The organism is Kitasatospora sp. NPDC002522 (genome assembly GCF_053595195.1).
This window is the reverse complement of sequence record NZ_JBSFXE010000002.1, coordinates 1-14,654: the sequence shown is the minus strand read 5'-3', so window position 1 is coordinate 14,654 and position 14,654 is coordinate 1. Positions and strand designations below refer to the sequence as shown.

At 67.7% G+C, this 14,654-nt stretch carries 16 protein-coding genes; 8 read left to right on the top strand and 8 right to left on the bottom strand.

What is annotated here, in order from left to right; all coding sequences use genetic code 11:
• Positions 1–94: 94 nt before the first annotated feature.
• Genes ACWD4U_RS01710 through ACWD4U_RS01700 form a run of 3 tightly spaced genes read right to left on the bottom strand, consistent with a single transcriptional unit; the run spans position 95 to position 2,140 of the window.
• A complete protein-coding gene (locus ACWD4U_RS01710; protein WP_363449386.1) occupies positions 95–793 on the bottom strand; it encodes an ATP-binding protein in 699 nt (232 codons plus the stop codon).
• Positions 793–1,809, bottom strand: coding sequence for a hypothetical protein (locus ACWD4U_RS01705; protein WP_363449384.1), 1,017 nt, complete (start codon positions 1,807–1,809; stop codon positions 793–795). Before ACWD4U_RS01705 ends, ACWD4U_RS01710 begins: the two co-directional genes overlap by 1 nt.
• A gap of 1 nt (position 1,810) precedes the next feature.
• Positions 1,811–2,140, bottom strand: coding sequence for a transcriptional regulator (locus tag ACWD4U_RS01700; protein ID WP_363449382.1), 330 nt, complete (start codon positions 2,138–2,140; stop codon positions 1,811–1,813).
• Between the two features lie 428 nt (positions 2,141–2,568).
• Between ACWD4U_RS01700 and ACWD4U_RS01695 the strand changes: the two genes are divergently transcribed.
• A complete protein-coding gene (locus ACWD4U_RS01695) occupies positions 2,569–3,015 on the top strand; it encodes a Secondary metabolite protein (protein ID WP_363449380.1) in 447 nt (148 codons plus the stop codon).
• 85 nt (positions 3,016–3,100) lie between these two features.
• Here the strand turns inward: ACWD4U_RS01695 and ACWD4U_RS01690 are convergent, their stop codons facing one another.
• Positions 3,101–3,922, bottom strand: coding sequence for a helix-turn-helix transcriptional regulator (locus tag ACWD4U_RS01690; protein ID WP_363449378.1), 822 nt, complete (start codon positions 3,920–3,922; stop codon positions 3,101–3,103).
• A gap of 454 nt (positions 3,923–4,376) precedes the next feature.
• On the opposite strand from ACWD4U_RS01690, the gene ACWD4U_RS01685 reads away from it, so the two are divergent.
• The 4 genes from ACWD4U_RS01685 (at position 4,377) to ACWD4U_RS01670 (ending at position 8,235) form a co-directional block, all read left to right on the top strand.
• Positions 4,377–5,087, top strand: coding sequence for an SDR family oxidoreductase (locus tag ACWD4U_RS01685; protein ID WP_363449376.1), 711 nt, complete (start codon positions 4,377–4,379; stop codon positions 5,085–5,087).
• 208 nt (positions 5,088–5,295) lie between these two features.
• Positions 5,296–5,793 carry a regulator component gene (locus ACWD4U_RS01680; protein ID WP_363449374.1) on the top strand — a complete coding sequence of 166 codons (498 nt, stop codon included), beginning with the start codon at positions 5,296–5,298 and terminating at the stop codon, positions 5,791–5,793.
• A 16-nt stretch (positions 5,794–5,809) separates the two neighbouring features.
• Complete coding sequence (locus ACWD4U_RS01675) at positions 5,810–7,057, top strand: MAB_1171c family putative transporter (RefSeq protein WP_363449372.1); 1,248 nt, start codon at positions 5,810–5,812, stop codon at positions 7,055–7,057.
• Between the two features lie 2 nt (positions 7,058–7,059).
• Positions 7,060–8,235 (top strand): cytochrome P450 family protein, encoded by a 1,176-nt coding sequence (locus tag ACWD4U_RS01670; RefSeq protein WP_363449370.1) that lies wholly within the window; start codon positions 7,060–7,062, stop codon positions 8,233–8,235.
• A gap of 74 nt (positions 8,236–8,309) precedes the next feature.
• On the opposite strand, the gene ACWD4U_RS01665 is transcribed toward ACWD4U_RS01670, so the two are convergent.
• From ACWD4U_RS01665 to ACWD4U_RS01650, 4 genes are all read right to left on the bottom strand, one after another.
• Positions 8,310–8,795: an NUDIX hydrolase gene (locus ACWD4U_RS01665; RefSeq protein ID WP_363449368.1), complete on the bottom strand. Its 486-nt coding sequence runs from the start codon at positions 8,793–8,795 to the stop codon at positions 8,310–8,312.
• A gap of 29 nt (positions 8,796–8,824) precedes the next feature.
• Positions 8,825–10,042: a helix-turn-helix domain-containing protein gene (locus tag ACWD4U_RS01660; RefSeq protein ID WP_363449366.1), complete on the bottom strand. Its 1,218-nt coding sequence runs from the start codon at positions 10,040–10,042 to the stop codon at positions 8,825–8,827.
• Positions 10,043–10,402: 360 nt separating this feature from the next.
• On the bottom strand, positions 10,403–11,512 hold the full coding sequence (locus ACWD4U_RS01655; RefSeq protein ID WP_363449364.1) for a UDP-N-acetylmuramate dehydrogenase: 1,110 nt from the start codon (positions 11,510–11,512) through the stop codon (positions 10,403–10,405).
• A gap of 30 nt (positions 11,513–11,542) precedes the next feature.
• Complete coding sequence (locus tag ACWD4U_RS01650) at positions 11,543–12,892, bottom strand: hypothetical protein (protein WP_363449362.1); 1,350 nt, start codon at positions 12,890–12,892, stop codon at positions 11,543–11,545.
• 315 nt (positions 12,893–13,207) lie between these two features.
• Here ACWD4U_RS01650 and ACWD4U_RS01645 point away from each other — a divergent pair, with 315 nt between their 5' ends.
• From ACWD4U_RS01645 to ACWD4U_RS01635, 3 genes are all read left to right on the top strand, one after another.
• Entirely contained in the window at positions 13,208–13,696 is a 489-nt protein-coding gene (locus tag ACWD4U_RS01645; protein ID WP_363449360.1) for an ATP-binding protein, read from the top strand.
• Entirely contained in the window at positions 13,690–14,022 is a 333-nt protein-coding gene (locus tag ACWD4U_RS01640) for a hypothetical protein (RefSeq protein ID WP_363449358.1), read from the top strand. Before ACWD4U_RS01645 ends, ACWD4U_RS01640 begins: the two co-directional genes overlap by 7 nt.
• 335 nt (positions 14,023–14,357) lie before the next feature.
• A partial coding sequence (locus ACWD4U_RS01635) for a transposase (protein ID WP_363449356.1) occupies positions 14,358–14,654 on the top strand: 297 nt, incomplete at its 3' end.

The following is a 14,654-nucleotide window of genomic DNA, read 5'->3' as shown; positions in this document are numbered from 1 at the left end:
TCCGCGCGCGGTGGGCGTCGGCGGAGGGGTGCGCTGGGTCGGGAGGTGCATCGGGCGGTGCTCGGGCGCGGCCCGGCGGCGGCCTGGTGTCGGTTCAGGCGGCGCGCTGGAGTCGTCTGCGGTCGACCGGCTCGAACTGGACCCGGGTGGTCATCTGCGCGAGTCGGGAGGTGACGCGGTCCCCGAGGTAGGCGCGCAGGTCGCCGATCGCGAGGTTGGTGGTGATCAGCGTCGGGAGCAGGTGGTTGTACCGGCGGTTGATCAGCCGGTACGTGACCTCCTCGGTCCACTCGGTGGCCTTCGCCGCGCCGAGGTCGTCGATGATCAGCAGCGGTACCCGGCTGACGGCGGCCAGCTCCCTCTCGCTGTCCACCCCCTGGCGGGGCCGCAGGTCGGCATACAGGTCTGCGGCGGTGGTCGCGCGCCAGCGCACGCCGATGCCGGCCTGCACCAGCGCGGTGACCGCGCCGTACGACTCGTGCGTCTTGCCTGCCCCGACCACCCCGGCCATCAGCAGGCTCGGGCCGGTCGCGACCTGCCGCCGAGCCCCGATGCTCGGGGCGACAGCCTGCCGAGCGACCTCGCGGACCCACGCCAGGACCTGCGGGTGCTCGGCCGCCGCGCCCCGGTAGCGGGGCGGCATCCCGGCGGACAGGGCCTCCGTCGCCGAGTACGGCGCTGGCTCATCGCTCAGTGCGGCGACGGCAGCCGGGTCGATGCGGCGGGCGGCCAGGATCCGGGCCACCCGGTCGAGGGTTCCCTCGCCGAGGGTCTGAGGTTCGCGGGTGCGCATCACAGCTCCTCGGCGTAGGCGGCCACAGCGTCGACCGGGTTGGTCCACGGCTGGTGAGCGGGCACGTTAGGCCGGAATCCCGGCCGCGCCAAACCGGAGCCTCGTGAGTTCATGGAGTCGTTCACCAGGCTCGGCAGGCGACTCGGGTGGCCCTGGATCTCGGCGAACCGCTGGAGCCCGGCGCGGATGTGCTCCACCGCGATGCCCTCGTCCAGGAGCTTCTTGGTGATCCGGCCCAGGTGCCCGAGCACGTCGCCCGGTGGGCGCTCGGCGCAGGCGGTGACGTACTCGGCGAGGAGGTCCTTGGCCGAGGCGGTGGCGTCGGGCGCTGTGCGCCCCGTAGGGAAAGAAGATCCAGGATCCAAGATCCTAGATCCAGGCGCCGAGCCCTCGCCGAGGCTTCGGGGAGTCTTCGGGGGATCCTCGGCGAAGGCCCCCTGACCTGCGATTCTCTGTGCGGCATTGGCGGGCGCGTCCTCGAGGCCGAGGAGGGCGTCCTGCATCGAGGCGGATCCGTCGTCGGTGAGCGCGGGAGGGTTCGGTACGGGCTGCGCGGGCAGGTCGAGGGCTCGGGGCGAGGCCAGCGAAGCCTCGTCGAACTCTCGGGGAGGCTTCGGCGAAGCCTCGGGCCGGTGAGCGCAGGGACCCTTGCAGAGTCCGCATCGCTCGGGTGCGTGGTGAGGGCACGCGGGCAGCCTGGACAGACTCGGCTTGTCGATCTTCTGGTGCCTGTCCCAGGTCACGTAGTGGAGGTAGCGCTTGCCGTCGCACCCGACGTACCGGCAGATCAGGCCGGACCTCTCCATCTGCAGGAGGTGGTTCTCAACGTCCACCGGGCTCTGGTCGCCGCGCACGACCCACAGCTTTCCGTAGATGATCGCCGCGTTGTCCTTGTGGCGCCCTCGGTCGTCGCACTCGGTCGTGAGGCCGAAGAAGGTGCGCTCGGCGGCGAGAGTCAGCTCGGCGAGCGTCTCGGAGACGAACGCCTCCGGCTTGACCGGTCGGATCCGCGACATGTCAACGGCCCCGACCTGCGAGCATGCGGTCGCTGCTGCCAGCGAGCGTTGCGGTGCCGAGGTGAAGCGTGTGGGTCAGACTCCAGTCCGCCTGCGGCCAGACCCGGAGGATCCAGCGCGCTGCGGTCCTGGACGTGGTCCGGCTCAGCTCGATCGGCCTACCGGCCGCGTCCTTGGCGATGGCGTGCGGATGAGGCCACTGCCTCGTCGGGTCGGTGAGGCTGACGCGGATGGTGACTGCGCCGGGGATCATGTCGGTGAGCTGTGCGGCGAGGCGCTGCGGACGGTCGGCGTCCGGACATGCCAAGGTTCCGCTCACGGTCGTGAGCATGCGATACTCCGTTGCTTGTAGGAGCGCAGGTGGCGGTTCTCGTGCAAAAGCCCCGCCGCCTGCGTGGTTGTGAATCGGTGCCCTTCGGGGTGCCAGCCCCGGCGTCCAGGAGTTGGTAGCTCCCGGGCGCCGGTCTCGTTTTTCACCCCGGCTCACCGGTCACGGTGGTCCGCGCATCAACTGTCCTCTCCCCTTCGCTGGCCCCGTCCTGAGCGGCGGGAGCAGCACCATACGAGGCACGTTCGCGATCAGTCCAGGGTGGTTTCCACCCGGCCTCACCAGCGCGTATCAACTGCTGAGCGATCTCTGGTGGGATCAACGTACACTGCAGTTGCGTCATTTCGTCAACTGCAGTGTTGCGCGGAGGGCCCTGGGTTCTGGTCGACACACTGCAGTGGCTAGACTCGCCAGGACGACAGGAGGTGGACATGACCGAGAGAGCAGGGCGGACCTTCGCCGAGCGGCTGGACCACTTGTTCAAGGAGGTCCACCCCGACGACCGCGGCCCGTATACGTACGCCGAGGTGGCCCAGGCCATCAAGGAAGCGGGCGAGGGCGCGATCACGGCGAGCGGGATCCAGCAGCTCCGCACCGGCGCGCGCGGAAACCCGAAGATGGAGACGATCAAGGCACTCGCGGCCTTCTTCGGAGTTCCCGCCGGCTACTTCTTCGACGATGACGTCGCCCAGCACACAGAGGCCGAGATCAAGCTGGTGGCGGCGATGAGAGATCAGAAGATCGCCCAGGTAGCGCTTCGATCCGCTGGCCTGTCGACAGCGAGCCTCAAGATGGTGCACACGGTCATCGAGCAGGCCCGAAACCTGGAAGGACTCCCATCAGGGGACGACTTCGCGGGCCTCGACCTGAACGAATAATCCAAGCGCGTCATTCAATAAACGACAGCGGGCCCATTCGAGCCATTTAGCTCGAATGGGCCCGCTGACGCTTTGCTGGGGCACCTTACGACTTCATCAAGACGATAAATCGCGTAGCAGTGCTCCGGAGTGGCGCCAGGGCCATGATGTGCACCGCGATCTCCTGGTCGCCGTGATACGGCAGCCTCAATCGACGCTCATGCCCGTCGGGATGTACAACCACCTCGTGCTTTTCCCAGATCTCACGCGCCTCGGCATTTCCCGCCAGAACATCTCGCTTGAGCTGCTGGAGAGGCTTGCTCTCGGGATGATGAAGGCAAGCGAATCGGATCTGGGCCAGGAACGGACTGGCCCAGTCCTCTCGCCAGTTGACCAGCTGCTCGCGGGCTTCGGGGTAGAGGAAGGCCCACCGCATAAGGTTGGGCTCGTAGGGTATCCAGGGGAACCAGTCGGCCTGCGGCTGGTTGTGCCCGAAGATGTTCCAGGCTTCGTCGGAGAGGTAGGCCGGATTGGGGAGCTGGCTATCCAGGAACCGCTGCATCGGGGCATCCAGCGCCTGGATCGCCTTTGCGTCGGCGCCGCCTCGGGGTGCGGGCTCCCGGCCAGTCGCACGCAGGTAGAGACCGCGGCGCTCAGCGTCGGACAGTCGGAGTGTGAACGCCAACCGATCCAGGAAGTCGTCGGAGAAGTTGGCCTGTCGCCCCAGTTCCAGTTCGCGGTACCACCGATCGGTGACGCCGGTGAGGCGAGCCACTTCCTTCTGCGACAGCCCTGGGCTGCGCCGGCCCTCGCGGACCAAACCGGGGATGCGGTGAGGATCGAGGCGGCCCCGCCAGTACCGGAGAAGGTCGCCGAGGGACTCACTGTGGTCCTCCGCACCGCCTGCCGCCTCGATCATCGTGCTCATAACGGGTGATTTTACGGTGGTCGTGGGCGATCTTCTTTATTTGATCTTGTGGCTCATATCACGCCAAAAGCTACACCGCGTCAGAAAATCTTGAACTCAAGATCCGCGTCACGGAGCGTATACCTGTCGCTGCCCATCAATCGAGACAGGCGGGAGATCGCATTCAGGTTCCGGCGCCGCTCTCGCTCCGGATTTCCTTTCCGTGTCGGCCCGGGACGCGCACCCGCCCCCATCGAATCCGCGCCACCACAGCTATTTACGATTCAACCAACGACCCAGATTGGCCACACTCCGTAAGCGGAACTGCCGCTTCCCGGAAGTGCGACTTCCGCTCAGCCCAAGGCATGGTGAGGATGCGCCGGTTCCCGGAAGCAGTAGTTCCGCAACGTCACCGTCGCCGAGCTGCTTCCTGCGCGGCCTGCGGTTTCTGGCTTGTGCAAGAGGGAGTAGGGGAATGCCTGGTCGTTCGGTTCTGGTGGTTGGTGGGAGTCGGGGAATCGGGTTGGAGGTGGCTCGGCAGATGGCCGAGGGCGGTGACCGCGTTGCTGTGACTTACCGCTCCGGCGAGCCGCCCCTCGGTCTCTTCGCGGTGCAGTGCGACGTGACCGTCGCCGACGATGTCGAGCGCGCCTTCACCGCAGTCGAAGCCGAGCATGGGCCTGCGGACGTCGTGATCATCAACGCTGGTGTGACGAGGGACTGCCTGCTTCTGCGGATGGCAGAGGAGGACTGGGCGGCAACGATCGACACCAACCTCACTGGCGCATACCGCTGTGCGAAGCGGGCTGTGCGCGCGATGATCCGCGCGCGCCGAGGGGGCCGACTGGTCTTCATCTCGTCCGCCGTCGCTCTGGCAGGCGAGGCCGGCCAGTCCAACTACGCGGCTAGCAAGGCCGGTCTCGTCGGCTTCGCTCGCTCTCTGGCTCGCGAGTACGGCAGCAGGGGTATCACCTCGAACGTGGTGGCCCCCGGCCTCACCAAGACGGACATGACCGCAGTTCTCGGCCAGGAACGCATGGACGAGATCGTCGCCCAGGTCCCGCTCGGTCGGATTGCCCAACCGCGGGAGATCGCCTCGGCGGTGCGCTTCGTGGCGAGTGAGGATGCGGGCTACATCACGGGAGCAGTCATTCCCGTCGATGGCGGCGTCGCCATGGGGCACTGACGCTTCGGCAGTGAGAAGGCGCGTCGCCGTTGCCGTGTCCGATCTCCGGCACCACCGACCAGGGCAGGTCGGCGGCCGGGCGGACCGCGACGCTCGTCGTGATGCCCAGCTCGCTGTCGATCTCCCACCCGCGCTGTACGCGAAACCCTCTGCTCGGCCGCATTCCGACCGACACGTCCCAGCGACCGTGTCCCTGTAAGGGGAGATCATGGCTAAGAGCCACCTTCGGGCTGCCTGCGAGGAACGCCTCGCGCGCCTCGAACTGCCCCACCGCTTCGGTACCCAGCAGCTCCGTGAGGCCGTCGCCGCCCTACGGGGAAAGCCGATCGTCCTCCAGGCCCTCGACCCGAACAGCACTGCCGACACTCCATGCGGCATCCGCGTCGAAACGCCCACCGCCGACTTCCTGTTCGTCGAGCAGGGGACCTCGACTGCTCACCAGATGCACATCCTGGCGCACGAGATAAGCCACATCCTCTGTGACCACCCAGGATCGCTCTCACTCGGCGACGACGTCACGGCCGCCATCGGGCTGAACCCGACCCTCATTCAGCGCATGTCCGGCCGTACGGCCTACACCACAGCGGACGAGCGCGAGGCCGAGTACATGGCCACGCTCATCCGCCAACGCGTGTACCGCGAACGCCTGCTCCCACCCCGTCGGCCCGTAGCGGCCGACGAGCGCTGGGACGCGATCTTCGCCTGACCCGAAAGAACGACCAATGATCAGCGCCATCTTCGGCGGCATGCCCCTCCTGCTACTGGCCGCATCGCTCTACTGGGCATTCAGACGCCGCCCCGGCCAGCGTCCCGCCGGCACCCTGAGCCTCTCCGCCTTCCTCGGGTGCTTCGCGATCGCCTTCAGCGCCTACCAACCGGCGATCCGAACCCTGGAGGACTCCATCACGCCAGACTTCTCACGGCTGGTGAGCAACACCGCGACCCTGTCCGCAGCGGCCAGCGTCTCCTCGGTACTCCTCTTCCTCAACCACGATGCGAGCGAGGCTCGGCGCCGGCTTCGATGGCGGCTCCGGCTCCTGGGCCTGGCCGTCGCCACGATGGCCGTCGCGTTTATGGTCACCTCGCGCAGCCTTATGTGGAGTGCGGCCGAGCTCCGGGGCAAGCTCGATGAGGCTCCTGCCTCCTTGCACATCTACTCCGCCGCGTACATCGCGTTCCTCGGATACGCCGTCTACGACTGCCTCACCCAGACGTGGGCCCGATCGCGCACCGCCACCCGAAAGAGCCAGCGCATCGGCCTTCGCACCACGGCCCTCGGTTGCGTCTTCGCTCTTCTCTACGCCGCCTACAAGACCATCAATGCCGTTGCGGCCCTGTTCGGTTGGGATGCCATCCCCGGCGGGCAACGCTGCACCAGCCTGATTTCTCCGGTCTCCTGCGCCTTCGGCGTCACGGCTCCGGCCGTCGGCGTGCTCCTCATCACCGCTGGCCTGACCCTGCCGGCCGCACTCTGGCCGCTCACGCAGTTCCTCCGCCGCCGCTGGGAGCGTAAGTCGATCGCCGACCTCGATCCCCTGTGGCAGGACTTCACTGCGGCCCTGCCCGAGATCGTCCTCGACGACGACACCATCGGCGAGAACGACGCCGACTTCCTGCTCCACCGTCGGGTCGTCGAGATCAACGACGGCATCCTTACCCTGCGCCCTTACCGATCGCTCACGGTCCAGCAGGCGGCCACCCGGGAAGTTGAGCGCCGAAACCTGGCCGGCACCGCCGATGGCGACGCAGCGGTCGAGGCAGCCATCCTGGCAGCGGCCATCCGGGCGATGCGCGCCGGTGCCGAGCCGGAATTCGCTCGGGCACCGCAGGCACCCGGAACCGCCGCCCGCGCGGGAGATCTCCGCGCCGAGACCATCTGGCTACGCTCGGTGGCGCGGGCGTATGCCGCAAGCGACATCGTCCGAACGGCCTCGCGCGAGGCACCGATGCTCGAAACGGCACAGGGATGAGCATGAGCAACCCACTTCAGGACCCAGGCTTCTTCCAGAACCCGTACCCCACCTTCGCGGCGCTCCGAAGCGCTTCGCCGGTCCAGAAGATGCCTAGTGGAGGAGGGCGATCGAGCTACCTCGTCACCGGCTACGCCGAAGCCAGGGAGGCGTTCACCAACCCGCGGCTGTCCAAGGACACGGCGGCCTTCTTCGGTGGCAAGGACACCGGACGTAACCTGCACCCCGCCGTGTCCCAGAGCATGCTGGCCACCGATCCGCCCCAGCACACACGACTGCGAAGCCTGGTGACGAAGGCGTTCACGCCGGGTGCCGTCGCGCGCCTTCACCCGTACATCGCCAGCGTGACGGACGAACTGCTCGACGCCTGGGTGCCCGGCGTGCAGACCGACGCCATCGCGACCCTCGCCATCCCGCTGCCCGTCACTGTCATCTGCCAACTGCTGGGGGTTCCCGCAGCCGACCGCGCGGCGGTGCGCGCTTGGTCGAACGAACTCTTCGCGGCCGGACAGCCCGAACGAATCGACTCCGCCTCACATGCCGTCGCCGGCTACATGGCTGACCTCATCGCGTCCAAGCGCCGCAGCCCCGACGACAGCCTGCTCAATGACTTGATCCGCGCCCGCGACGGCGAGGACCGGCTAAGCGAGGACGAACTCGTCTCCCTCGCGGTGCTCCTCCTGGTGGCCGGGCACGAGACCACCACCAACCTGATCGGCAACGGTCTGCTGGCGCTGCTCCAGGCTCCGGAATCGCTTCACCGCCTACGCGAAGAGCCCGGTCTAGTCGAGACAGCCGTCGACGAGCTGCTTCGGCTCGACTCCCCCGTCAGCGTGGCCACGTTCCGGTTCACGACCGAAAGCATCAGGCTGGGTGACACGGAGATTCCCGCAGGGGCACCCGTGCTCATCGCGCCGGGCGCCGCGAACCGCGACCCTGCCCGCTTCCCCGAGCCGGACCGGCTCGACTTTGACCGCGAGACCGGAGGGCACCTCGCCTTCGGACACGGCGTCCACCGATGCCTCGGGGCTCCACTGGCACGGGCCGAAGGCGGGATTGCGCTCCGTGCCCTCGTCACGCGTTTCCCCCAGCTACGCCTCGCTGTGCCCACCGAGGAGTTGGAGTGGCGGCACACAAGGTTGATGCGTGGCCTGGTTTCCTTGCCGATTCTGCTGTGACTAGACCTGCCACACCAGCTCAGCCGTCCCCGCCCCGATTTGAGATCAGCAGGGCACCGTCGTCCTGGGGACCACTACATGTCGTCGCCACCCCGACGCGCGCCGTGCTCCAAATACGCAGTCTCCGCACGTGATCGGGCCTCCAGGGCAACGTGGACGCGGCGGGCGAGGCGCGGGATGAGAAGGCTGTCGATCTGATCCGAGTCGTGGAAGGCGTACTCGCCGATTTCCACCCCGTCGAGGATGATCTGGGCGCGGTCCTCGGCTTGGAGGATGCCCCCGTCGAAGACGAAGAGCAGCTTGTCCCCCTCGGTCGGGTGGGGTGCCCAGTCCGCGACGAGGAGTCGACCAACGGGTGGGGTAATGCCGAGCTCCTCCTTGACCTCCCGAGCCGCACCTTGGCTCGGTGTCTCGCCCGGATGCAGGTAGCCACCGGGGATCTCCCAGCCGGGCTTGTAGGTGGGCTTGACCAGGAGCACATGCCCGGCTTCGTCGAAGAACAGTACGCCAGCGGCGGTGCGAGGCTGGGATACGGCCTCGTTGAGTTCGGAGTCGCTCATGGCGACGACTGTAGTCGTCCGGCGGCATCTCATCCGATGATGCGGAGCCGTTGGGCCACGCCCGCGAGAATGTGAGTCGGCTTCCCGCGCTGCTGACGGACCCACGTAGTCACCAGCTGCCGGGGGATGAAGTGGTAGCGCACCTGTTCGGGGCCCAGCTCCTCGGCGTCAAGAACGAGGGCGAGGGCTTCGTCCATACGATTTTGCGCGCTGTAGGCACGGGCGACTTCGAGCGTGTGGCGTACGCGGCGTTCGAGCGGCAGGGTGGAGGAATCCACACGTGGTCCCAGGTCGGCGGCGATCTGGACGTCGCCCAGCTCCATGGCCGTTGAGACACGGTGGATTGCGACATTGGTCGGTCCGAATGCCGTCCACATGTGGTTGGCGTCGTGGCCCAGGCGCTGGGCCGCCCGATCGGCTTCGGCGAGAAACTCACGGGCAGCGGCGCGGTCGTCGATGCGGGCCGCGGCCATCGCCCCGACGAGAAGCAGTGTGCCGTAGACCGATAGATGCGTCGGTGAAGCGTCTACGAGACCGCCTTCCATGTAGCCAGCCGCGTCCGTGACCAGGTCCCGCGCGGCGGCAAGGCGCCCATTGGCGAGGAGGCAGTGGGAGACGGATCTGAACAGCGAGCCGACGATGATGGGGTTGCCAGCCTCCTGGGCAGCGGCAAGGCCTCGGTCTGCGGCGATCCAGGCCAGATCCGACTCGCCTATCTTCGTCAGCACCATGGCTGCACCCTGGTAGGCCATTGCAAGCAGCGCCTGGGCTTGTAACTGCTGGTCACCCTCGTATGCACGGACCGCCCGCTGGGCTTCCACGAGGATGCCGGGGATGAGACGGGTAGCGCGGGCATATCTGGCGTCCTGGTAGGAAGACCAGGCGGTTCCGACCTCGGCGCGCAGGATCTCCAAGTCGGGTGGAGGGCCTGCCGGCTCGGGCGCCAGCAGCGGAGACATGCTCCTGTAGTCCATGAGGGCTTCGCGCAGCCTCGGCACGGTGCCACCCCGGGCGTCGGTCGTCCAGTCCAGGAGGGACGGTTCGGCGAGCAGGTCACCGAGCTGGACGTCGAGAGCATCAGCCAGGGCTTTGATCACAGACAGCCGGTCCAGTTCGATGCGACCGTTCTCCGCCTTGCTCAGCCAGTCAGCCGTTCGGCCGACGAGACCGGCGAGCACCTCCTGCGACATGCCTCGCCGTCGGCGGTACCAGGCGACGCGCTCGCCGACGCTCAGCATTTCGGTCATCCCACGCATACCCCCCAGCTTTGCGGTGCCCGGCGTCCTGCCCCCGGAAGAATTTTCCGGGTTCGCAACCAACCATGCTCTTAGCGTTCTGACTTGACATCAATCACTGCTGGTGAAGCGACGGTCCGGAGGAAGGGAGGTGCAAGGGCGATGACGACGCAGTCCGTGATGAGTGCCACCGCCGCATCTTCACCATCCCCGATTGCGCCGGCCGAGACCGTCGACCTGGACGGTCAAGTAGCCGACGCCGCTTCCCCACGGATGCTCCCCCCGTACGGGCTGATTGACGGAACGTATTTGGTCCGCATCGGTTCGGAGGATCTGGCCTGCTGGGCCCGGACGCGAACACTCGCGTGGGCCTCAGTCCGCCGCGGGCACCAGGGTGCTGGACGGCCGCTGCACCTGCACGGCTTCGACGAGTCGCGTGTACACGGGCTCGTGGCCGAAGAGGTCGGGTTCTGGTGTGAGCCGCACCCCGGTCACCTTCAGAACGTCCAGGGCCAGCCGTTCAGCACCGGCCGCGAAGGCTGCGGACGTGGCACCGCTCTCCGTGACCAGTGTGTAGTGCCTGTTGGACAGCCTGACACCATCAGCAACCATCTGGCCGAGGGAGAAGCCGGCCTCCTTGATGAGCCAACTCGCGCTCACCCGGGTGGAACCGTCAGGGAAGTCATTGACCGGGGCCTGCCGGACGCGCAGGCGCTTCGCGAGGTCCGCGTTGATCGCAGGGCTGAGGAAGACACTGCCTGCCGAGCGGTCGTCGGGATCCCCGGGAGTCAGGACCATGCCTTTGCTCCGTCGTACCGCGAGGACCGCCGCGGCGGCGTCGGCGAGCGGGACGCGCTGGCCCTTTGCGATGCCCAGCCGTTCGGCGACCATGCCGTAGGTGATCGGGGTACTCAGCTGCGACCGGTGAAGTCGGAACAGCACCCGCAGCAGAGTCCAGCGGGTGGACCGCTTGAAGATGCTGGTCCGGTGCCCGAGGCCGCAGTCTGCGGCGGAAATCCGGACCGGGCGGTTGGTCTCCCAGTCCCAGGCCTCGACGCTGACGAGCGTGTCAGCGACTTCCTGCCCGTACGCGCCGACGTTCTGTACCGGCGTGGCCCCGACCGTGCCGGGAATGCCGATGAGCGTCTCCATGCCGGTGAGGCCCTCCGCAATGGTCAGCTCCACCAGGTCCTGGAGTGGGTGCCCCGCCTCCACGGTGGCGAGCACACTCTGGCCGTCAGGCTGCGGCTGGAGGGCAACCCCACGAGTTGCCATGCGCAGAACCACCCCGGAGCACCCGGTGTCCGCCGCAAGGACGTTGCTACCGCTGCCCAGAACCAGGGGGCGGATCCCGAGCCCACGGAGGTAGTCGATGGCTGCGGGGACGTGGTCCGACTCCGTCACCTCGATGAGGGACTCGGCGGCCCCGCCGATCCCGAGGGTCGTCAGCGGGGCCAGGGGGACCTGGGAGCGGACGTGCACGCGGTCTCCTTCTTACGGATCGAGCTGAGCCTACGCGGACAGGATGTCCTCCACCCTGCCGCATACCTCGCGAGCCACCGAGGTGTCCCTGGCTCCGAAGCCCGTGTGCAGGACGCGAAGCCGGGCACGGGCGCGTTGCGAGTCCAGGTGTGCGCTCAGATCCATCGCGCTGTGCGCCGCGGCGGCGGCCCCCTCGACGTCCTCCCGGGCCAGCCGGGCCTCGGCGAGCGAGGCGTTGTGCAGCAGGCGGTTGCGGGGCTGGTCCTGACCGAACATCTCCAGCCCACGCACGAGATATTCTTCCGCTCGGGCTGGTCTGCCGAGCTCGAGCCAGGCGCGGCCCGCGTCAGCGGCCAGCACCGCCGGCGTTACCCAGTAGGACCAGCGCGGGTCCGTTGCTCCGTCGATGGCCGATCCGAAGGCGGCGGCCTCCTCCAGTGCTCGCCCGCATCCCCCCACGTCGCCGAGCTTCGCGTGCGCCCTGGCCTGACGGGTGGCGAGCAGGGCTTGGACAGCTCCACTCTCGTTGCCGGCGGCTCCCTTTCGGGCCACCTTGACCAGCCGCAAGGCATCATCGTCGGCACCGTGCCACGCCGCTTGGTAACTCAGGCAGGAGACGATGTTCGCGCCGAGCAGGCGGTCGCCCGCAGTGTGCGCGGCTCGCAACCCGGTGAGGAAGTAGCGCTGGGCGAGAGCGACACGATCGAGGTCGGTTGCCACCCAACCCGCAAGTTGCGCGAGTTCGGCGAGCGCTTCGTGGAGGCGCACGCCGGTTTGGTTGTCGTAGGCGCCGCCGCGAACCAGGGTTGCAGCCCAGTGAAGGTCCTGGGCGACCCAGTCGAGGACGAGCGGGCCTCCTTGGAGATCATCGAGTCGGCGAAGTTGGGTGATGCGGTCGATCAGGATGTCCACGGCGGCGGGGCCGACCTCCGCACCGATCGAACGCGCTTGCAGTTGCTCATCGGGGGCCGTCAGCCAGTCGACTGCGGGCCCGATCAGCGAGTGCCCGGCTACCGGGAGCAGCGCGGGGACGCTCTGCTCGGCCGCTCCTCCGCCGGTCAGCAGGGTGGAGCATTGCCGCGTCCCGTTCTGGGTCCACGGCAGATCCAGGCCGTCGTCGGCAGACAGCAGGACCCCGCCGGCCCTGAGTCTGGAGGGCCACAAGGCCTCCGCGCGCACTGGTTCGTTGAGTCGGCTGGACAGGATCTCTGCGACCACCTGGGGCAGCCGCCCTCTCGGGCAGGATCCTCGCAGCCACCCGTAGGGCGCCTTGCTGCTGATGGTGCCGGGCCCGCACAGCCGGTTGATCTCCCGGGCGAGGCGTTCCGGCGACCAGTCCAGTCGTTCCAGGCACCCGCCGAGCAACGACGCCTCAGCCATCGCTGTCTGCCACCCGCCTTCCCCTGCCCGGACCGCTCCTCGGCCTCGTGCTGTCTCGTCAGCGTGGCACGGGTACAACACCGGATTCGGCTGGATCCGGGAAAGCTGACCATTCTTACCTTCTCGCAGACCACCCCGACCGTCACCTGGTCTTCTCTCAGGGCGTTTCCCGCAGTGAAGTTGATGCGTCGCCAGGCGATCGTGGGCCACTTCTCGTCGCCTCCGGCACCAAGATCAGCCTGCGTACGACCAGCCATCCGGCCCGCCGGACAGTTCGCTGCTCAAACCAGCCATCGACACTCACAGGAGGGCACTGTGCGCACGACGACCAGCAAGCCGGCCGAAACCGCCGATGCGCTCTCCTGGCAGGAGAGCTTCCCCGCCCTGCGGGACTCCGTCCCCACCCTCCGCGCACGAGTCCGTGGCGAGTTGCTCAAGTGGGGCTACTCGGAGGTTGTCATTGATGACGCCGAGGTGGTCGTGGCCGAACTGGCCAGCAATGCAGTCATCCACGGGAGCAGTGGACCTGACGGTGACTTCGAGGTCTTCCTGGCCGCCGGCGCGGCCGGGCTGGAGGTCGCGGTCGGCGATGCGAGTTCGAAGCTGCCAGCCCGCATCGAGGCTGCTGAGGACAACGATCACGGACGAGGGCTCGTCCTGGTTCAGGCGCTGAGCCTTGAGTGGAAGAGCATTCTCAGTCCCGGTGGCGGAAAGCGAATCTGGGCACTGATCGCCGCAGAGTCGTTGCCAGGAGCTCGACAGTCCCAGCACGCCGGTCAGGGCAGCGAGGTGATCGTGTGCTGATCAGCGCCTTGGATTCACGGGTTGTCGTCATGCAGAGCGCGAGCTTCTGGTGCAGCAGCGTGGCCACGGGGGTGTGGGACTTCCCGCTGGGCGATGCCATTGTCGAGTCGGCGTACGACGCGATCTCTTGGATCCGCAGACGACTCGACGAGATCGCCGTCCAGCTGGATCCGCCCGCCACCCGGATCGTGGGCGCCTGGCTGAGCGACCACCGGCGGTACGGCGAGGCCCTCGCCCTTCTCTCACAGGGATCCGGCTTCGCCATGGAACTGCGACAGGATGGCGTGACGTACAGCGTCGGCGCTGATCCGTCCGTGCCTCCCTAGGCCGCCCGACCGAGCGCACCCGGCCGCGACTTCCCCGCCGCACACCTGATGTCGATCACGAGTTCTTGCGCGCCAACCAGAAGATCTGACACCCCATCAGGCCGCTTAGACTCACTGGCTCCCGGAGCTCCAGGACGGTCTGAACCTGAACCGGGATGTTGGCCGTACAGCCCGAGTCGGTGTTCGGCCACAGATGGCGTCCCGTGGAGTGGTGTAGCAGGGATCTTGGCGTAACCCCTGGTCATGAAGGAGCCATCGCGTAACTCTCCGAGTAGGAAGGCTCGTTGAGCGAGAGGTGCGCGATGGCCTTGTCCCAGTCTGACCTACTCCGCCTCATGGAGTCACTGCGTTCGGCGGACGGAATCGAGTTGATCAGGGTCCTCGCGCAGCGGATGCTGCAGGAGCTGATCGAGGCCGAAGCGACCGCCCGGATCGGCGCCGAGCCGGGCGAGCGCACCGAGGCCCGCACCACCTGGCGCAACGGCCACCGCGACAAGACCCTGACCACGCAGGCGGGCGATCTGGAGCTGGCCATCCCCAAGGTCCGCACCGGCAGCTTCTTCCCCAGCCTCCTGGAGCGCCGGCGCCGCATCGACCGGGCGCTCTACGCGGTCATCATGGAGGCCTACGTC